Origin of the sequence: Ferriphaselus amnicola (assembly GCF_000974685.2) — a bacterium.
Lineage (GTDB): Bacteria > Pseudomonadota > Gammaproteobacteria > Burkholderiales > Gallionellaceae > Ferriphaselus > Ferriphaselus amnicola.
The window spans coordinates 1,640,142-1,658,764 of the sequence record NZ_AP018738.1; the positions used below are offsets into that span (position 1 = coordinate 1,640,142).

Genomic DNA, 18,623 nt, shown 5'->3' on the forward strand with positions numbered 1-18,623 from the left:
GCATAACCAAGACGGCGTGCAATTTGCACGCCGTCTTGCTATCTGGGACTAAACGACATCGACACCTTTAAGAAGGTCATTCTCTGAAAGCTGACCAATGATGTCACCCTTGCCATCCACGACAGCGAGATGCCGGATACTCATGGACGTCATCTGCTGAGCTGCTTCAATGAGTGTTTGTTCTGAACTGATCGTAGCGACTGGGGAAGACATGATTCCCTCAGCCAATCCATCGTGCACGCCGCCTTGGCGGTATTGTTTTACCATGTCCCGCTCGGTAAGGATGCCGACTGGACGAGCCCCAGTCACGACAAACACACTACTTTGTCGCCCACGTCCCATCCACATCGCGGCGGCAGAAATGTCGGTATCATGCGGCAGCAACACCGGATTCTGGTCCATAGCACTAGCGATGCTGCGCTGCCCAAGCATCTCGGCGATGCCACCTTTTCGGCATAGATCAGTCTCACTGATGATACCAATGAGCTTGCCGTCCAGATCGACCACCACCAGATGACGGATACTGTGTTTTCCGAATAAACGTACTGCTTCACGGTAGCTCACATCATCTCGCACCGTAACCAGCGGCTTCCCCATTACCCGCTCCACGGCAGTAGAGCGACTGAGCTGGCAACTGAGTGCGCTTAGCATGTCCCGCTCCGTCAGAATACCAATCGGAAGACCTTGGTCTGTTACTACTAAAGAACTGATTCGCCGCTCATCCATAAGAGCTGCGCATTGATCCAGTGTTGTTGATGGAGTGACGGAAACTACATTAGCCGTCATCAGCTTGGAGATTATAGTATTCATGGCAAGACTCCCTTAAATAGGCGCCCTCTTGATTATGATTTTCTGTACGCGTCGCCTAGTGGCAAATTTACCACGAATATCCTATAAAGAATGGGGAGTTGCAGCATGAATGCTCTCCACTCGACCAAAGCGGGGAGATTCAGAAGGTTGTGCTCAATAACGATTTTACCGTCCAGCGATCCGCCACGCCCCAACCACGCCCCACACCCAAACTGAGTGACGCCCCCTGCGGCAGCTCGAATTCTGCGACGGCATAGCCAGTACGCGAACGCTCAGAAAAAGGTAGGAATTGGCCAATTCGCCCATAATCTGCATAGTACTCAACCCCTGCCCTAAGCGACCCAGCAATATCGTGCATAGCTTTCAGCGCTAAACCAAGATCGGGAGCGCCACCATTGCCATGAGTAAATCCCCAGCCGAACACAGGATTGATCGCCACGATCCAGCGCTCGCCACGCCAACCAGAAATCAGACGGACTTCAGAAAATGCGCGTACCGATTCGTAGCGATAAGCCACGCGCGAGAGTTCGACATTCAAGCCAGCGTATCCGCCAGTACCACCGTCTCGCGCGTGAACCGGTATCCATTTCAGTCGCCCACGCAGCCCGGCCAGGTCTGCAAGATGATGAGAATCCCATACCGTTGGCACATATATGCCAGCCTCCAGATCATTACCCAATCCCCAAGCAAATTCAGGTGTCAGCCTGAGTGCATGGGCAGCGACACGCTCACCAGGGTAAGAAGGAGTAGTGCTACCTGAGAGAGTGGTGTTAGCGTGAAATTCGAGTGTACGTTCACCCGCCAAACCGATCTCGTCGTCATAGACTTGGATCTCGTCGGGCAATGCTGCGTAAGCAGGTGTAGTAGCGAACAACGCAAGGTTCAGTACCCCCATCCCGAAAATGCGTCCGATCATCTTTTTTCCTCAAAGACAGCAGGCGCTTAGTATAGAGGTAAAGAATATCAAGTATCCGACCATTTACATCGGATTTAAGAGACTGAGCAGAACTAGACAAAAATCAAATCGAGGTTTGCATACGTTCCACGTAGCGGGCGATAAGGTCAATCTCCAGATTTAGCATGGCGCCGACCTTTAACTCATTGAGCGTAGTGACCGCCAAGGTATGAGGAATGAGATTGACGGCAAACTCGCAACCCGCAACATGATTGACTGTGAGACTAACACCGTTAATCGTTATCGAGCCTTTGACCGCGATGTATTTGGCCAATGCGTGCGGTGCGCGCACTGCTAACAACCAGCTTTCACCGAGATCGTTGAATTGAACCACCTCGCCCACACCATCGACGTGACCACTTACCAAATGACCACCAATGCGATCGGACAAGCGCAACGCTTTCTCCAGATTCACTCGCGCACCCTGCCTGTCCAGCCCAACCGTACAGTTGAGCGTCTCGCGCGAGACATCAACAGTGAAATCGTAACCAAGCCTCTCAACCACTGTTAAACAGATACCATTGACCGCGATGCTATCGCCCAATTTCACGTCATCCATACCCAACTCTAGAGTGGATACCGACAGGCGCAGGCCGCCGTTACGGTCTTGTGCTCGCTTAATGATGCCAACATCAGCGATGATTCCGCTAAACATAGCGTCTCCTAGTTCAAATTGAAGGAACGGATCTAGCTAAAATAAAGACCCGCCAGCAATCAAGGACAGTTGTGGATTAGTGGATGGAGCTCGGTCTGAGTGACCTTAAGCTCGAAGATCAGCCAGAATACTCTTGATTTCATTACGCAACCGAACCACATCAAGAGCCAATATTTCAACCTGATCGGCAGGCTCTGCGATCAAAGTAGCCCCTCCCCTTGCCGGCTCAATCACCTCAACCTCGCCGCGCTCCAACTTACTGCGAGCACCGCTGATGGTAAAGCCTTCCTCGTACAGCAACTCACGGATACGACGAATCAGCAGCACCTCATGATGCTGATAATATCGACGATTGCCGCGCCGCTTAACGGGCTTGAGTTGGGAGAACTCCTGTTCCCAATAGCGCAGCACGTGCGCCTTCACGCCGCACAGCTCGCTCACTTCACCAATAGTGAAGTAGCGTTTAGCCGGGATCGGCGGCAATTCTGAACTAGGCTGGAGTTGTTCCACTGTAATTCTGCTCGACCATGCTCTTCAGCTTTTGGCTGGGGTGGAAAGTCACGACGCGGCGTGCCTCGATAGGAATTTCTTCACCAGTCTTGGGATTACGCCCAGGACGTTGAGGTTTATCTCGTAATTGGAAGTTACCAAAACCTGACAGTTTCACTGTTTCGCCTTGTTCCAGTTGCAAACGAATTTCCTCAAAGAAGGTTTCCACCATCTCCTTGGCTTCGCGCTTATTCAGCCCTACTTGTTCAAACAACAGATCGGCGAGTTCCGCCTTGGTCAACGTCGTCATTGCTCCCCCTATCCTCGCAACTGTGCGCCGCATCTTTGTAGTGCCGCAACCAACTGCATCATATTTTGCTCAATCTCCGACTCAGTCAGAGTTTTTTGAGTATCTTGTAACAACACTCGGAATGCAAGGCTTTTTTTGCCTTCCTCTAAGCCTTTTCCACGATACACATCGAACAATCCAACCTCAATAACATGCTCTGCAACCGTTGCCTGTAAGGCACTCAGCAAAGTAGCTGCCGACACCCCCTCGTCCACGACAACCGCCAAATCACGACGCACTGGCGGGAAGCGTGATACATCACAGGCTTCGGGCGCAGCACTGGCCTGCAACACCGCGCTATCCACCTCGAACCATACTGTCGCTTGCGGCAAGTCGTACTGTTGCTGCCACTGCGGATGAAGTTCGCCGATCCAACCGATGGCTTGCTCGCCGAGGAAGATTTGCGCCGAACGCCCTGGGTGCGAAGCCGGGTGAGTCGCTGCGACAAAACTCAGACTGCGCGGCGCAAACAGCGCTTCGACATCGCCCTTAGCATCGTAAAAGTCCACACTGCGCGCGGGCGCACCCCATTGCTCTGGCTGAACACTGCCGTAGCACAGTCCGGCCAGTCTCTCGGTTTGCGTATAACCCCCATTAACCGCAGCGAAGCATGCACCTGCCTCGAACAAGCGCACGCGCGACTGACGACGCGACAGATTGACGCGCAACGCACCGATCAGGCCGCCCAGCAAACTGCTACGCATCACCGAGTATTGGCTGGCGATCGGATTCTGCAAGCTGACTGGGGCGTTATTACCGCACAGATCACGCTCGACCTCGGCTTCAAGGAAGGCGTAACTGACCGTCTCTTGGTAGTCGCGCGACACCAGCAACTGGCGCAAACGACGTAGCGGACGCAAGCCTTCGCTTGCGGGCAACATCGACAGCTGGCCTTGCGGCGGTAGTGCCGGAATGTTGTCGTAGCCGTGAATACGAGCCAATTCTTCGATCAAATCAGCTTCAATTCCAAGGTCAAAACGATAGCTGGGCGGCGTAACCTGAAAGTCTTCTCCCTGCGCGACGAACCTGAAGCGCAGGCGATCCAGGATGGCTTCGATTTGTTGTGCCGACAGCGCGATGCCCAACACACGACGAACACGGCTGGTACGCAGCAGGATGGGTGCGCGCTGCGGCAGTTCGCCTCGCACTTCACTAACAGGGCCAGCCTTGCCACCGCAGATGTCCAGCAACAATTGCGTGGCACGCTCCATCGCCGCGCGGGTGGCGAAGAAATCTACACCGCGCTCAAAGCGGAACGAGGAGTCGGTGTTGAGGCCGAAGTTGCGCGCCTTGCCCGCGATGGCGTCGGGAGCGAACCAAGCAGCTTCGAGGAACACGTCCGTAGTCGTGGTTTCCACGCCACTGCCCGCACCGCCCATGATGCCCGCCAGCGCCAGCGCGCGGCTGTCGTCAGCGATCAGCAGGTAGTCGGGATTCAACTCCACAGCCTGGCCATTGAGCAACGCCAGCTTCTCGCCCGTAGCCGCCGGACGCACCGAGATACCACCAGTAAGCTGCGCCAAGTCGAAGGCGTGCATGGGCTGACCGAGTTCGAGCAGCACGTAGTTGGTAATGTCAACAACCGCATTGATGCTGCGGATACCAGAGCGCTCCAGACGGCGCACCATCCAATCCGGCGTGGCAGCAGCGGCATTCACGCCGCGCACCACCCGCCCGCAATACAGGCCGCAAGTGTCGGCGCTGATCGTCACCGGCAGCGTATCAGGGATGCTGTCGGCCACTGGCGCAACGACCATCGGCGTGATCGCGCAGCCGGTGATAGCCGCCACTTCACGCGCTAGTCCGGCGATGCCGAGACAGTCGCTGCGGTTGGGTGTCAGCTTGAGGGTGAATAGGGTGTCGTCGAGATCGAGATAGTCGCGGATGGTCGTGCCGACCGGCGCGTCGGCAGGCAGCAGCCACAGGCCATTGCTTTCCTCGGCCAGCCCCAGTTCTTTGGCCGAACACAACATGCCAAAGGATTCTACGTTGCGCACCTTGGCCTGCTTGATCTTGAAGTCACCCGGCAACACCGCGCCGATGCGCGCACACGGAACTTTCACGCCAACGGCGACGTTGGACGCGCCACACACGATGGTGATGGGCGCAGCTTCGCCGACATTGACTTGACACACGTTGAGGCGGTCGGCATTGGGATGCTTGACCACTTCCAGCACCTCGGCCACCACCACGTTATTGAAGGCGGGCGCGGCCGCTACCTGCGCCTCGACTTCCAATCCAGCCATGGTGAGCTGATGCCCCAGACCATCGGTGTCGAGAGCTGGGTTGACCCAGCTACGCAGCCAGTTCTCAGAGAATTTCATATTCGTGTACTCAGTTGAATTGCTTGAGGAAGCGCAGGTCTCCCTCGTAGAACTGGCGTAGGTCGTTCACGCCGTAGCGCAGCATCGCCAGCCGCTCGACACCCAGCCCGAAGGCGAAGCCGAGGTACTTCTCGCTGTCGATGTTCACGTGCTTCAGCACATTGGGATGCACCATGCCGCAACCACCGATCTCCAGCCAGCCGTCGCCCCAACTCATATCCATCTCAGCGGACGGCTCAGTGAACGGAAAGAAGGACGGGCGAAAACGTACAGTAAGGTCGTCGCGCTCGAAGTAGCGCTGCAGGAAATCCTGCACAACGCCCTTGAGGTTGGCAAAACTGACCTGCTCGCCGATCCACAGACCCTCGACCTGATGGAACATCGGCGAGTGCGTTGCATCGGAATCCACTCGATACACGCGCCCCGGCGCGATGATGCGTATGTCCGGCATCGTCGCGTCAGCGCCGAACTTTTCCATATGCGCTTGCATGTAGCGCACCTGGATCGGCGAAGTGTGAGTACGAAGCACGTGCTTAGCGTCGATATAGAAGGTATCGTGCATTGCGCGTGCCGGGTGGTTCTCCGGGATGTTCAGCGCAGTGAAGTTGTAGAAGTCAGTCTCGATCTCGGGGCCGTCAGCCACGTCGAAGCCGATGGATTGGAACAGCGTCTCGATGCGTTCCAGCGTGCGCGTCACCGGATGCAGACCGCCAGCGGCAAGGCCGCGTCCTGGCAGGGTCACATCCAGCGATTCGGCAGCCAGCTTGAGTTGCAGCGCCTGTTGCTGAATGCCGTCACGGCGCGCATTCAGCGCAGCTTCGATCTGCTGTTTGATGACATTGATGCGCGCGCCCGCAGCGGGACGCTCTTCTGCAGACAATTTACCCAAGCCCTTTAGCAGAGCGGTGAGGCTGCCTTCTTTACCGAGATAGCGGGCCTTGGCCTGCTCCAGCATAGTTGCATCGTTCGTCGCCGCGAATACCGCAAGCGCGTCGTCGAGAATAGTTTGTAGTTCTTGCATCTTCTGCTCCAGCTTGTCGCCGAGGATGGGCAACCGGGAGGTTGAAACGAAAAAAGGAGGCGTTCAGCCTCCTTTTTCACATCACAGCAAACTTACGCTGCGAGGCTGGCCTTGGCTTGTGCGACCAGTTGCGCGAACGCAGCCTTGTCGAAGATCGCCAGATCGGACAGAACCTTGCGGTCGATGTCGATCATTGCCTTTTTCAGACCATTCATGAACACGCTGTATGCCATGCCCTGCTCACGAGCAGCCGCATTGATACGAGCGATCCACAGAGTGCGGAACTGACGCTTACGCTGACGACGGTCGCGATAAGCATATTGACCCGCCTTCATCACCGCTTCTTTGGCGATGCGATATACGTTCTTGCGACGGCCACGGTAACCCTTGGCCAGATCCAGAACCTTCTTATGACGCGCGCGCGCCGTTACACCACGTTTAACTCTTGCCATGTTCTAACTCCTTATGCGTAGGGCATCATGGCGCGTACGGACGCCGTGTTGGTTGCGTGAACCCCAGTAGTACCGCGCAACTGACGCTTATTTTTGGTGGTCTTCTTGGTAAGAATGTGGCGCTTGAACGCTTGTGAGCGCTTGATGCTGCCACCGGCGCGAACGATAAAACGCTTCTTCGCACCGCTTTTGGTCTTCATCTTAGGCATAACTACTCCTTAAGTTATGACGCCAGGTGATTCCTGACAGGAACACTTGATAACCCGCTCGCCACTTATATAGGCTGTGTGCTACTTGACCAACGCGCCCCGCCTGTCGAGCGCGCCAGTGTAAATCGGTGATTACTTCTTCTGCTTTGGTGCCAGCACCATAATCATCTGGCGACCTTCCATCTTAGGGAACTGCTCCACGTTGCCATGCTCTGCCAGATCCGCCTTGACTCGTTCCAGCAACTGCATCCCGATCTGCTGGTGTGCAATCTCGCGTCCACGGAAACGCAATGTGATCTTAGTTTTGTCGCCTTCATTCAGGAATTTAATCAGATTACGCAGCTTAATCTGGTAATCACCCTCATCCGTACCCGGACGGAACTTGATTTCCTTGATTTGAATCTGCTTCTGCTTGAGCTTGGCTTCGTGCTGCTTCTTGCTCTCGGCATATTTGAATTTGCCGTAATCCATGATGCGACACACCGGCGGCTCGGCCATCGGCGCGATCTCTACCAAATCTAATTCCGCTTCATCGGCGATACGCAAGGCTTCTGCTGATGACACGATACCAAGTTGCTCGCCTTCTACTCCCACTAAACGCACACGGGGTGCATTAATCTGTTCATTGAGGCGTTGTGACTTATCCTGAGCTATTGCAGTTCTCCAACAAAAATTAAACCGCGCTTCCCGTCAGCTCCTGTTTCAAGCGCTGTAACAACGCATCCACAGTCATCTGCCCCAGGTCTTCACCTGTACGGGATCGCACGGCAACAAGGCCAGCGGCCACTTCCTTATCACCCACAATAAGCTGATAAGGCAGCCTCTGTAAGCTATGTTCTCGGATTTTATAGGTAATCTTCTCATTACGCAAATCTGATCGCACACGCATGCCCGATGCCTTCAGAGTTTCGGTCAGTTTTGACGCATATTCCTCTTGAGCCTGCGAAATATTCATCACCACCATCTGCACTGGAGCCAACCACAGCGGGAAGGAACCGGCGTAGTGCTCGATCAAAATACCGATAAAACGCTCCATTGAGCCAACGATGGCACGATGCAGCATCACTGGGGCTTTGCGAGTATTATCTTCTGCGACGAATTCCGCCCCTAGGCGCACCGGCAGATTGAAATCGAGCTGGATGGTGCCACACTGCCACAGACGGCCAATGCTATCTTTCAACGTAAATTCAATCTTCGGGCCATAGAACGCGCCTTCGCCCGGCTGCAAGTCGAACTCCAGATTGTTCTGCTTAAGCGCCGCTGCCAAAGCCGCTTCAGCCTTATCCCACGTCTCATCCGACCCCACGCGCTTAACGGGGCGAGTGGACAACTTGACCAGCACATCGCTAAAACCGAAATCGGCGTACACCTTTTGCAACATGACAATGAAGTCAGCAACTTCCGCCTCGACCTGCTCTTCCATACAGAAGATATGCGCATCGTCCTGTGTGAAACCGCGCACGCGCATCAGGCCGTGCAAGGAGCCTGAAGGCTCGTTGCGGTGACAGGAACCAAACTCCGCCAGACGCAGTGGTAGGTCACGGTAACTGTGCAACGCACTATTGAAGATTTGTACATGACCAGGGCAATTCATCGGCTTCACCGCGTAGTCGCGATTCTCCGACGAGGTGGTGAACATGTTGTCGCGGTAGTTTTCCCAGTGGCCGGATTTCTCCCACAGCGCGCGATCCATCATGGTCGGCGTGCGCACTTCCTGATAGCCGTACTCGACGAACTTGCGGCGCATGTACTGCTCAACTTCCTGCCAGATCGTCCAGCCGTTCGGGTGCCAAAACACCATGCCCGGGGCTTCGTCCTGCATGTGGAACAGGTCGAGCTGCTTGGCTAGGCGACGGTGGTCGCGCTTCTCCGCTTCTTCCAGCCTATGTAGATAAGCGTCGAGATCCTCCTTCTTCGCCCATGCCGTTCCATAGATGCGTTGCAGCATCTCGTTCTTAGAGTCTCCACGCCAGTAGGCTCCTGCCACCTTCATCAGCTTAAAGGCCTTCATCTTGCCAGTGGACGGCACGTGGGGACCGCGACACAGGTCGGTGAACTCGCCTTCGGCATACAGCGAAACATCCTGATCTGCGGGGATCGAAGCAATGATCTCGGCCTTGTAGTGCTCGCCGATGTGCTTGAAATAAGCTACCGCTTCGTCACGTGGCAACACGCGGCGCGTGATCGGCAAGTCGAGCTTGGCTATCTCAGTCATGCGCTTTTCGATCGCAGCCAGATCTTCCGGGGTGAACGGGCGCGCAAACGAGAAATCGTAGTAGAAGCCGTTCTCGATCACCGGACCGATAGTCACTTGCGCCTCAGGGAACAATTCCTTCACCGCATAGGCCAACAAGTGCGCGGTGGAGTGACGGATCAGCTCCAGCCCGTCCGCATCCTTATCGGTGACGATGGCGAGTTGCACATCACTCTCGATCAAGTGCGAAGTATCGACCAGCGTTCCATCCACCTTGCCCGCCAGCGCTGCGCGAGCCAAACCTGCGCCGATACTGGCTGCAACTCCGGCAACGGTGATCGCCTGATCGAAACTACGCTGTGAACCGTCCGGCAGGGTAATGACTGGCATATTCTTCCTTAAAAACAAAGTGCGGCAAGGCCGCACTTGAACAATTTTCCGGCGCGCATTCTAACAGCGGCAAAGGGGAGCGTAAATGCAAAGTCTCGATTACTACGGACGATTGATGCGCGCAGTGAGGCGCAGATCACTGCCTACGTGACGCACATCCTGCCATTGCAACTCGATCCGCTGATCTAGCGCCATCAGATTACCCAATGCAGCCATCCCACGCGCCTCATCACCCAACAGTTGAGGCGCCAAATAAAGCAGCAACTCATCCACCAGCCCAGCTTGTAGCAACCCTCCATTGAGCTTCGCCCCCGCCTCGACCAACACCTCGTTGATACCGCGCCGCGCCAGATCGCCCAACATGGCGGGCAAATCCACCTGCTCATCGGGATTGGGCAAAACCACGACCTGGGCGCCGAGTTGTTCGAGTAGAGTGATTTTGGCCGAGTCAGGAATCGCGGCGTAGATCAGCACGGGACCACCTTGCAGGATGCGAGATGAGCTTGATATTTGCAGATGACTGTCCAACACCACACGCAGTGGCTGACGCACAACTTCCGAGTCTCGCACATTGAGCTGCGGATCATCGGCTAGCACTGTTCCGATTCCCGTGAGCACAGCGCAAGAACGAGCGCGCAAACGTTGCACGTCCTGCCGCGCTGCTGGGCCGGTGATCCACTGGCTGACACCATTGGCGAGCGCGGTACGCCCATCCAGACTGGCGGCGATCTTGCTGCGCACCCAAGGCATGCCACGCGTCATACGCGAAACAAAGCCAAGATTGAGTTCGCGCGCCGACGCTTCCATTAGTCCAGTTTCAACCACAATTCCAGAGTCGCGCAACTTGGCAACGCCCCTGCCAGACACTAACGGATTAGGGTCTTGCATAGCGATCACCACACGAGCCACACCCGCCGCGATGAGCGCGTCGGCGCAAGGTGGCGTGCGACCGAAATGGCTGCACGGCTCCAGAGTGACGTATGCCGTAGCACCGCGTGCGCGCTCACCCGCTGCATGTAAGGCGATAGGTTCGGCATGCAACTCGCCAGCACGCTCGTGCCAACCTTCGCCGATGACGATACCATCCTTCACCAACACGCAGCCAACACGAGGGTTGGGGCTAGTGGTGTTAAGGCCGCGCTCCGCCAACCGCAACGCATGCGCCATCCAATGGCTGTCGGCAGCGCTAGCCATCAGTGGGCAACTGGACGATTGCGGCGCGGCGACTTACTTAATGCTTTGATAGCGTCTGCGAAATCACCGACATCTTCGAAGCCTTCATAGACTGAGGCGAAACGAATGAAGGCCACCTTATCCAGCTTGCGCAACTCCTCCATCACCATCCCGCCGATCTCACTCGACTCGATCTCGCGCTCGCCCTGTGCGAACACTTGCTGAGTCACTTGGTCGATCGCAGCCTCTACCTGCTCGGTAGCCACAGGGCGTTTGTGCAGCGCCAAACGAAAACTCTTACGCAGCTTATCGGGGTCGAACTCGGCACGATTGCCGTTCTGCTTCACCACCTGCGGCATACGCAACTCCACCGTTTCATAAGTGGTAAAGCGCTTTTCACACGACAAACAGCGGCGACGACGGCGGATGCTATCGCCCTCCTCGCTCTCGCGGGAGTCGATAACCTGAGTATCAGAGTGTTTGCAGAAGGGACATTTCATCGAGGATAGGGGAAGGAAGAAGAGTGAAGGAAAAAACTGGGGCTACGGAACTCCGCAATCACCCTTCCCTCTTTACCCCTCCCCCTGCCCATGCTGTTAAGCGCCGTACACCGGGAACGCCGTAGTCAGTTTCTTCACTTCACCCGCGACGCGGGCGATGACTGCGTCATCGTTCGGGGCATCCAGCACGTCGGCGATCAAGTGAGCCAGCTTCTCGGCTTCGATCTCCTTGAAGCCACGGGTGGTCATCGCGGGCGAGCCGATGCGGATGCCGGAGGTGACGAAAGGTTTCTGCGGGTCATTGGGGATAGCGTTCTTGTTCACAGTGATGTGCGCCTTGCCCAGTGCAGCTTCGGCGTCCTTGCCGGTCAGATGCTTGGCTTGCAGATCGACTAAGAACACGTGGCTATCGGTACGGCCGGAGACGATGCGCACACCGCGCTCGGTCAATACCTTGGCCATCACGCGCGCGTTGTCGATCACCTGCTTCTGATATTCCTTGAATTCCTTGCCAGCCGCCTCCTTGAATGCCACTGCCTTGGCCGCGATCACATGCATCAGCGGGCCGCCTTGCAACTGCGGGAAGATGGCCGAGTTCAGCGCCTTCTCGTGCTCCGCCTTAGCCAAGATCAAGCCGCCGCGCGGGCCGCGCAAGGTTTTGTGAGTGGTGGTGGTGACAAAGTCAGCGATGCCAACTGGGCTCGGATAGTAGCCTGCCGCGATCAGGCCAGCATAGTGCGCCATGTCCACGAAGAGGTATGCTCCGACGCTGTCAGCGATAGCACGGAAACGCTTCCAGTCAATGACCAACGCATAGGCGGAGGCCCCAGCCACGATCATCTTAGGCTTGTGCTCAGTAGCCAAACGCTGCACTTCGTCGTAGTCGATCTCTTCCTTATCGTTCAGTCCGTACTGGATGGCGTTGTACAGCTTGCCGCTAATATTCACCGATGCGCCGTGGGTCAAGTGGCCGCCGTGCGCCAAGCTCATGCCCAGAATCGTGTCGCCCGGCTTCAGCACAGAAACGTACACAGCTTGGTTGGCTTGCGAGCCGGAATGCGGCTGCACGTTGGCGTATTCCGCGCCGAATAGCGATTTCGCACGATCGATCGCCAGTTGCTCGGCAATGTCCACATACTCGCAACCACCGTAGTAGCGCTTGGCGGGATAGCCTTCAGCATACTTATTGGTGAGCTGGCTGCCCTGAGCTTCCATCACCGCTGGGCTGGTGTAGTTTTCCGAGGCGATCAGTTCGATGTGATCTTCCTGACGGGTAACTTCCTGCTGCATGGCAGCCCACAGATCGGGATCAACGACGGCGAGGGTGTTTTTGCGAGAGAACATGGCAACCTTCCAAAGACTGTAAAGAGAAAGGCGCGCATTTTATCACGCCGCAGGTGCGGCGCGGGTAGGCTGTCAGTGTTGAATTTCCATAGCGAATTCAGAGGTCGGCAAAGCGAAGACCTCGTCGATGTCCTCTTCCTCAAAAACATAACATTGATTGCAAAACTCGCAGCACACTTGGATCGAGCCTTGCTCTTCCAGCACCGAATCCACCTCGTCGACGCCGATCATCTTCAGCATCTCGACCACGTTTTCCCTTGAACAGGAGCAGCCGAACACTACTGGCTGCGCGTCGAACAGCCGAATATCCTCTTCGTGGTACAGACGATGCAGCAATTCCGGCACCGATAGCGAGAGCAACTCATCGTGCCTAACGGTCTCAGCCAATACGACAGCGCGATTCCATGCATCTGTGTCGCCATCCGGTTGCTCGGGCAGTTTCTGTAACAGCATGCCTGCTGCCTGCTGACCGTCGGCGGCCAGCCACAAGCGAGTTTCCAGCTGCTCGGAGCGCAACATGTAGTTCTGCAAGATTTCAGCGACCGTCTCGCCTTCCAGCGCGACGATGCCCTGATACATCTGCCCGCCGTTCTTCTGGTCGAGCGTAATGACAAAGCGGCCATCACCAATCAGCTCAGCCACTTTGCTGGACACCAACTCTCCCTCCCACTTAGCCGTGGCGCGCACCTGTAAATCACCGGAGCACTCCACTACCAACAAACTCACCGGCCCTTGCCCCTGGATTTGCAAGATCAGTGAACCCTGTTGCAGCTTGAGCATCGCCGCCAACAACACCGCCGACGCCATCAGCTCGCCCAGCAGATTGCGCAAAGGCAGCGGATAGTCATGTCGCGCCAGCACGCTGCGCCAGCTCTCATCGAGATGAACAAACTCGCCGCGTATCGGCGCGGCATCGAACAGGAAACGCTGAAGGGAGTCAGAAGAGGTTTTCATAGGGCGGATGATACCACGCCGAACTTTGAGCCAAGCCTAGGGAAACCCGATCAGGCTTGATCACCCCTTTGCTCGGTTACCGCTTCAATCAATGCAGCGGATAGAATGAGTGCGCCACCGATAATCTCTTGCATCGACAAGTGCTCATTGCCGATCAGCACTGCGGAAAACACCCCCACGACCAACTCAGCCAGCAACAAGATAGCTGCTTTACCTGCATCCAGCCGTGCCACTCCATAAAAAGTCGCAAGCGTGCCAGGAATCACCCAAAGCAAGCCCAAACCTAACAATGCCAAGATGTGCATCGATTCAAGCGCGGGCAACGAACGCCCACTCCAGAGCCCCCATCCGAGGGAGATCACGGCACACCCCATAAAGACGGCGGCTGCGCGGGTCAGCTCTGGTAGCTTATGCCCGACTCGAATCGCGATATTATTCAAGGCGAAGGCAAGGCCCGACGAGAGCGCCAGCAAATCGATCAACGATAAGGGCGTAGCAAATAGCGCAGCACCGCCCAATGTCGAAACCAAGCCTACCAATGCTAAAGCCAGCGCACCCAGCCGTAATGGAGTGAACGGCTCTGCCAGAAAAACTCGCGCCGCCAAAATCGTCCACACAGGTGCCAAATAGAACAGCAGCAGCACTCGCACCACATTGCCTTCGGCCAACGCGGTAGCGAACGAAGCATTCGCCCAGCCCCCCAACAGACAGATGAGCAATAGCAGCCCGAATTGACTGCGCCATTGTGGCAAGCTCCGCCACGCGAAGGGCAGCAATACCAGAGTGGCAGAGCCATAGGCAAATATCTGCACAAAGCTGACATGAATCCCTGCCATCTCGAACGCCTTGAGCGGCCACCAGAATAGGCCCCACAAAACCGAACCGGCGAGTAAAGCCGAGACTGCCCTGCCCTGAGGGAAAGTTGCTGTGATAGAAGATGACATCGGAATTCTTTGGGAGCCTAATGCCCGCCTCAAGTTGAAGTGAAGCGGGCTGGCAGGTGAACTTACTTCGACAGTGCCTTCACGAACTGATCATCCAGCGTCGAGGAAATCGCGACCGGCTTCTTGATCTGACCACTTTTCAGCAGGATCTGATTGATCACTTCACCGCTGACAAAGTAGGACTTGGTGTCCTTGCCCGGCTTGAACGGCTGCGCCATCTCGACTAGCGGGATGTTGTACACGCCTTGCAACTGCTCCAGCACTTCCTTGCCCGATACTCCGATAGCCTTGCCGATGATCTCGGAAGACTCCTTAGGATGAGACTTTAGATAGGCCAGCCCATCCAGATAGGCTTGAATCAGAGCCGCGACCTCTTTACCGTTCTTCTTGATGTAAGCCTCATCGAATACCAGCACATCAGCGATCAGGCCAGGCGCCTCTTTCGACGAGTAGATCACATGGAACCTCTTGCCGCCATCCATAGAGAGGATTTGTGAGACGTTCGGTTCATACGTAACTCCCGCCGGTACAGCCTTAGATGCCAGAGCCGAGGGAATCGCCTCCGGTGTCATATTGACTGGGCTGATGTTCTTGTCACTCATGCCGTTGATTTTCAGCGCATACGAGATCAAAAAATCAGACGGCGACAACGGCGCATATGCCACTTTTTTGCCCTTCAGGTCGGCGATAGTCTTGATCGACATATCAGCCAGCACAGCGTCTCCGCCATTGGAGTAGTCGATGGGCATCACCACCTTGAAAACTTGCCCTTGCGCCGCTGCGCCAATCACTTGGTCATAAGTCATCAACGCACCGTCAACCGCTTTTCCGGCAACTGCGGAAGGCAACATCGCCGGATCGGCGAAGGTTTGCAGGGTCACTTTCAGACCATGCTTCTTGTACATATCCATGCCTTCCGCCACGTAGAACGGCGAATAGCCGATCCAAGTGGTGAGCGCGAGCTTGACTGGAGTCACAGCACCGGCAGAGAACGAAGCTGTCAGTAGCGCCACAGCAGCGATGAGTTTCTTGATATCCATTTGAGCAATCTCCTAAATAAATTAACGAACCGCTAAGTGAGGGTGATGTTCGCCCTCTTCGACCTCTCTACCTTCCACAGCACGTTGCATGCCAACCTTGCTGTGCGGCGTTCTGGCTTGTTTCACCGTTACTACCACTCCTTGAAGCACCCGATTCGGGCATGCCCCCTCCCCGATGCACGATGTTGGGCTAGCAGCACGCCCTTTCATGCGCCACTCCCTCGCTCCACGAGAGGAAATGCATTTGCTCTATATGACCCATCCACCCATTGATCTCCCACAGATCGGCGACGGGTTGTCGCGTGAAAGGGAGCGTATGCAGATAACCATCGGGGCCGAATTCCGGCGTCATGGTGGTTATGGCATATCCTGCGGCGCGTTGTGCGCTCCAGATCGCTTCCCAATAGTGTTGATGTGAGGCAAGGGCTCCGGCATATTCCGGTGCGGCGGGGTGCGGCACTTGTGGCCCTTGGTCATAACCGACACGTGCATGGATGTGGTGCGCATGTTTTGCCACTTCGAGCACCGCATTCCAATCGTCATCCAGTTGCCGTTCCAGCACCACCACCCAATGACTCAAGTCACACGTGAGTCGCAGCTCGGGTAAGCGTTCGAGGATCGCGAGCGTGATCCACGGATTGAACAACGAGCGACTGCGGTGCGTCTCAAAACTGCAGGTGATATCCATGCGCGCGGCGATCTCTTGCGACTCGCCGAAGAAACGCACACTCTGTTCCAGTGACCATGCATCACAACCGCCGATGATGGTCACCTGTTGCGGCTGCAACGACTGTCCCAGTTGCAACTGACGTTCCACATCGGCGATGTGTTGTTCCACCGTGTCGTGCCGACGCGGCACATAGTTGCCCGCCGTCACGATCTCTTGGATATAGCGCAAACCACGCGACTGCAAAGCCGAATGCAACTCCTCGTGCGGTAACCTATCGGCATTACCTTCCAACCCGATGAAGCCGGCTGCCACAGCCTGATCCGCCGCGTCTGCCAACGTGCTTGTATGCCCCCACAAGGTCTTGAACAGTTGCAGTTGCATGCTCAGGCTCCGCGCTGTGCCAGATACGCGCGCCAGCCGCCGTAACGCGTGATGTCTTCGGCATCGATGGCCGCGCACTGCTCGCACACGAAGCCCTGCACTGTTTCGCCGTTAGCCAGCGTCAGCATGCCGATGCCCAGCGGCGCAGGGATGCCCGCAACGAAAGGACCGAACTCACGCGCTGCCATCTCCCACACTTCCACTTCGATGGCATCGCCGCCCTGTGCAACGCGCACCATGCCGGGCCGATAAGGCGGGTCGCCGGGCAGGGCGTACAGTTTGTAATCCGGGCTGCTGTGCGTACGCGCGACCAGATGCGCGCCGCGACTGGTGAGCTGATGGTTGAGTGGCAGACCTTCGAGGTGTGCACCGCAGACTGCGACACGCACGCGGCCTCCTTGCGCCTGTGGCATCGGCAGATCTGGATTTGCGTTGTGGTTCAGACGTTCCGCTAGATGCAGCAGCGGCACATCCTGATGCGCGGGCGCGACCAGCGTGATGCCGAACGGCAGACCGTCCTGCTGGAAACCGGCCGGTATCGCGAGCGCCGCGCAGTCCAGCAGATTCATGAAATTGGTGTAGTAGCCCAGATTGGCATTCAGCTTGATCGGGTCGGCTTCCATCTCGGCGATGCGGTAGATGGTGCCGGCGGTCGGCGTCACCAGACAGTCGATCTTGCCCCATGTCAATGCGGCTTCTGCGCGCAAGGCTTCAAGCTTGTACATGCCGTCGAAGGCGTCGGCGGCGGAAAATTTCTTTGCGCCCGCGATGATCTCGCGCACCACGGGATTGATGACATCTTGCTTTGCCTCGAAGAACTCGCGGATGGCGGCGTAACGTTCCGCCACCCAGGGGCCTTCGTACAACAGCCGCGCCGATTTGAGGAAGGGCAGGAAGTCGATCTCGACCTTCTGCCCGCCGATGGCTTCCAGCTCCTCGCAGCTTTTCTGGAATAGCGCCGCCGCGTCCTGATTGCCAAAGAACTGCAACTGGTCCGCGCGTGGTACGCCGAAGCGGAAACGCTCGGCACGACCGAAATCGAAACCATGCGCGAGCGCCTGCCGTGAATACGCTTCCTGCTCGTCCAGTGCGGTGGCGACCGACAACACCGTGGCGGCATCCGCCGTGTTCAGCGCGAAGATGGACACGCAATCCAGCGAGCGGCAGGCCGGTACCACGCCGCGCGTGGAGAGCCAGCCGCGCGTGGGCTTCACGCCGACCAGATTGTTGAACGCTGCCGGCACGCGACCGGAGCCGGCGGTGTCGGTGCCCAGACTGAAGCTGGCCAACCCCAAAGCGACGGCCACCGCCGAACCGGCGCTGGAGCCGCCCGAGATGTAATCGGAATCGTAGGCATTGCGGCATGCGCCATAGGGCGAACGCGTGCCATTCAGGCCGGTGGCGAACTGGTCGAGGTTGGTCTTGCCGATTGGGATCGCGCCCGCGTCGATGAGCAGCCGCACCACCGTGGCATGCCGTTGCGGATGGTAGGCATACTCGGCGCAACCGGCCGTGGTCGGCGCACCGGCCAGATCGATGTTGTCCTTGATCGCGAACGGGATGCCGTACAGCGGCAGTGCTGCGGGGTCCTTATCCGCCAGTGCGGACACATACTTTTCTATCTCTTCCAGCGGCAAGCGATGTATCCACACATGGTGCTGATCGTCGCCGATGCGTGCGACGATGTCCTGCATCACCTGACGCGGATGGATCTCGCCCGCCAGATATCGGCGGCGCAGGCCCTCAATATTCAGATCGAGTTTCATATC

General features: G+C 56.7%; 19 protein-coding genes and 1 pseudogene. All 20 read right to left on the reverse strand.

The features are described from left to right. Positions 1–48: 48 nt before the first annotated feature. The gene (locus OYT1_RS08240; RefSeq protein WP_232013147.1) at positions 49–651 is read right to left on the reverse strand and encodes a CBS domain-containing protein; all 603 of its coding nucleotides are present in this window, start codon (positions 649–651) and stop codon (positions 49–51) included. Positions 652–693: 42 nt separating this feature from the next. Beyond that, positions 694–810 (reverse strand): annotated as a pseudogene (locus OYT1_RS14090) (CBS domain-containing protein); the annotation flags it as partial. A gap of 139 nt (positions 811–949) precedes the next feature. After that, on the reverse strand, positions 950–1,726 hold the full coding sequence (locus OYT1_RS08245) for a hypothetical protein (RefSeq protein ID WP_062625906.1): 777 nt from the start codon (positions 1,724–1,726) through the stop codon (positions 950–952). Positions 1,727–1,829: 103 nt separating this feature from the next. After that, positions 1,830–2,420, reverse strand: coding sequence for a riboflavin synthase (locus OYT1_RS08250; protein ID WP_062625907.1), 591 nt, complete (start codon positions 2,418–2,420; stop codon positions 1,830–1,832). Between the two features lie 105 nt (positions 2,421–2,525). Next, positions 2,526–2,930, reverse strand: coding sequence for a MerR family transcriptional regulator (locus tag OYT1_RS08255; RefSeq protein WP_062625908.1), 405 nt, complete (start codon positions 2,928–2,930; stop codon positions 2,526–2,528). Next, positions 2,911–3,219, reverse strand: coding sequence for an integration host factor subunit alpha (locus OYT1_RS08260; protein ID WP_062625909.1), 309 nt, complete (start codon positions 3,217–3,219; stop codon positions 2,911–2,913). The genes OYT1_RS08255 and OYT1_RS08260 overlap by 20 nt, the downstream gene beginning before the upstream one ends. 8 nt (positions 3,220–3,227) lie before the next feature. Continuing rightward, a complete protein-coding gene (gene pheT, locus OYT1_RS08265) occupies positions 3,228–5,582 on the reverse strand; it encodes a phenylalanine--tRNA ligase subunit beta (protein WP_062625910.1) in 2,355 nt (784 codons plus the stop codon). Between the two features lie 10 nt (positions 5,583–5,592). Then, the gene (gene pheS, locus OYT1_RS08270) at positions 5,593–6,603 is read right to left on the reverse strand and encodes a phenylalanine--tRNA ligase subunit alpha (RefSeq protein WP_062626382.1); all 1,011 of its coding nucleotides are present in this window, start codon (positions 6,601–6,603) and stop codon (positions 5,593–5,595) included. A gap of 92 nt (positions 6,604–6,695) precedes the next feature. Next, positions 6,696–7,055: a 50S ribosomal protein L20 gene (rplT, locus tag OYT1_RS08275; protein WP_035384892.1), complete on the reverse strand. Its 360-nt coding sequence runs from the start codon at positions 7,053–7,055 to the stop codon at positions 6,696–6,698. Positions 7,056–7,066: 11 nt separating this feature from the next. Continuing rightward, positions 7,067–7,264: a 50S ribosomal protein L35 gene (gene rpmI / locus OYT1_RS08280; protein ID WP_062625911.1), complete on the reverse strand. Its 198-nt coding sequence runs from the start codon at positions 7,262–7,264 to the stop codon at positions 7,067–7,069. 132 nt (positions 7,265–7,396) lie between these two features. Further along, a complete protein-coding gene (gene infC / locus OYT1_RS08285; RefSeq protein WP_062625912.1) occupies positions 7,397–7,867 on the reverse strand; it encodes a translation initiation factor IF-3 in 471 nt (156 codons plus the stop codon). 70 nt (positions 7,868–7,937) lie between these two features. Next, positions 7,938–9,848 (reverse strand): threonine--tRNA ligase, encoded by a 1,911-nt coding sequence (gene thrS / locus OYT1_RS08290; protein ID WP_062625913.1) that lies wholly within the window; start codon positions 9,846–9,848, stop codon positions 7,938–7,940. 102 nt (positions 9,849–9,950) lie between these two features. Continuing rightward, positions 9,951–11,042: a bifunctional diaminohydroxyphosphoribosylaminopyrimidine deaminase/5-amino-6-(5-phosphoribosylamino)uracil reductase RibD gene (ribD, locus tag OYT1_RS08295; protein WP_062625914.1), complete on the reverse strand. Its 1,092-nt coding sequence runs from the start codon at positions 11,040–11,042 to the stop codon at positions 9,951–9,953. Continuing rightward, positions 11,042–11,521: a transcriptional regulator NrdR gene (nrdR, locus tag OYT1_RS08300; protein ID WP_062625915.1), complete on the reverse strand. Its 480-nt coding sequence runs from the start codon at positions 11,519–11,521 to the stop codon at positions 11,042–11,044. The genes ribD and nrdR overlap by 1 nt, the downstream gene beginning before the upstream one ends. Before the next feature lie 96 nt (positions 11,522–11,617). Next, complete coding sequence (gene glyA / locus OYT1_RS08305) at positions 11,618–12,865, reverse strand: serine hydroxymethyltransferase (RefSeq protein ID WP_062625916.1); 1,248 nt, start codon at positions 12,863–12,865, stop codon at positions 11,618–11,620. A 72-nt stretch (positions 12,866–12,937) separates the two neighbouring features. Beyond that, positions 12,938–13,819: an Hsp33 family molecular chaperone HslO gene (gene hslO, locus OYT1_RS08310; protein ID WP_062625917.1), complete on the reverse strand. Its 882-nt coding sequence runs from the start codon at positions 13,817–13,819 to the stop codon at positions 12,938–12,940. 50 nt (positions 13,820–13,869) lie between these two features. Continuing rightward, the gene (locus OYT1_RS08315) at positions 13,870–14,763 is read right to left on the reverse strand and encodes a DMT family transporter (RefSeq protein ID WP_062625918.1); all 894 of its coding nucleotides are present in this window, start codon (positions 14,761–14,763) and stop codon (positions 13,870–13,872) included. 62 nt (positions 14,764–14,825) lie between these two features. Beyond that, the gene (locus tag OYT1_RS08320; RefSeq protein WP_062625919.1) at positions 14,826–15,803 is read right to left on the reverse strand and encodes an ABC transporter substrate-binding protein; all 978 of its coding nucleotides are present in this window, start codon (positions 15,801–15,803) and stop codon (positions 14,826–14,828) included. A gap of 190 nt (positions 15,804–15,993) precedes the next feature. Then, positions 15,994–16,854 (reverse strand): sugar phosphate isomerase/epimerase family protein, encoded by an 861-nt coding sequence (locus OYT1_RS08325; protein ID WP_062625920.1) that lies wholly within the window; start codon positions 16,852–16,854, stop codon positions 15,994–15,996. Between the two features lie 2 nt (positions 16,855–16,856). Further along, complete coding sequence (atzF, locus tag OYT1_RS08330) at positions 16,857–18,620, reverse strand: allophanate hydrolase (RefSeq protein ID WP_062625921.1); 1,764 nt, start codon at positions 18,618–18,620, stop codon at positions 16,857–16,859. Positions 18,621–18,623: the final 3 nt, after the last annotated feature.

Coding starts and splice junctions, on each gene's coding strand:
- OYT1_RS08245 (WP_062625906.1), bottom strand. CDS start 1,726: ATGATCGGACGCATTTTCGGGATGGGGGTACTGAACCTTGCGTTGTTC.
- OYT1_RS08315 (WP_062625918.1), bottom strand. CDS start 14,763: ATGTCATCTTCTATCACAGCAACTTTCCCTCAGGGCAGGGCAGTCTCG.
- OYT1_RS08320 (WP_062625919.1), bottom strand. CDS start 15,803: ATGGATATCAAGAAACTCATCGCTGCTGTGGCGCTACTGACAGCTTCG.
- nrdR (WP_062625915.1), bottom strand. CDS start 11,521: ATGAAATGTCCCTTCTGCAAACACTCTGATACTCAGGTTATCGACTCC.
- rpmI (WP_062625911.1), bottom strand. CDS start 7,264: ATGCCTAAGATGAAGACCAAAAGCGGTGCGAAGAAGCGTTTTATCGTT.
- ribD (WP_062625914.1), bottom strand. CDS start 11,042: ATGGCTAGCGCTGCCGACAGCCATTGGATGGCGCATGCGTTGCGGTTG.
- pheS (WP_062626382.1), bottom strand. CDS start 6,603: ATGCAAGAACTACAAACTATTCTCGACGACGCGCTTGCGGTATTCGCG.
- OYT1_RS08240 (WP_232013147.1), bottom strand. CDS start 651: ATGCTAAGCGCACTCAGTTGCCAGCTCAGTCGCTCTACTGCCGTGGAG.
- rplT (WP_035384892.1), bottom strand. CDS start 7,055: ATGGCAAGAGTTAAACGTGGTGTAACGGCGCGCGCGCGTCATAAGAAG.
- hslO (WP_062625917.1), bottom strand. CDS start 13,819: ATGAAAACCTCTTCTGACTCCCTTCAGCGTTTCCTGTTCGATGCCGCG.
- OYT1_RS08260 (WP_062625909.1), bottom strand. CDS start 3,219: ATGACGACGTTGACCAAGGCGGAACTCGCCGATCTGTTGTTTGAACAA.
- OYT1_RS08325 (WP_062625920.1), bottom strand. CDS start 16,854: ATGCAACTGCAACTGTTCAAGACCTTGTGGGGGCATACAAGCACGTTG.
- OYT1_RS08250 (WP_062625907.1), bottom strand. CDS start 2,420: ATGTTTAGCGGAATCATCGCTGATGTTGGCATCATTAAGCGAGCACAA.
- pheT (WP_062625910.1), bottom strand. CDS start 5,582: ATGAAATTCTCTGAGAACTGGCTGCGTAGCTGGGTCAACCCAGCTCTC.
- thrS (WP_062625913.1), bottom strand. CDS start 9,848: ATGCCAGTCATTACCCTGCCGGACGGTTCACAGCGTAGTTTCGATCAG.
- glyA (WP_062625916.1), bottom strand. CDS start 12,865: ATGTTCTCTCGCAAAAACACCCTCGCCGTCGTTGATCCCGATCTGTGG.
- atzF (WP_062625921.1), bottom strand. CDS start 18,620: ATGAAACTCGATCTGAATATTGAGGGCCTGCGCCGCCGATATCTGGCG.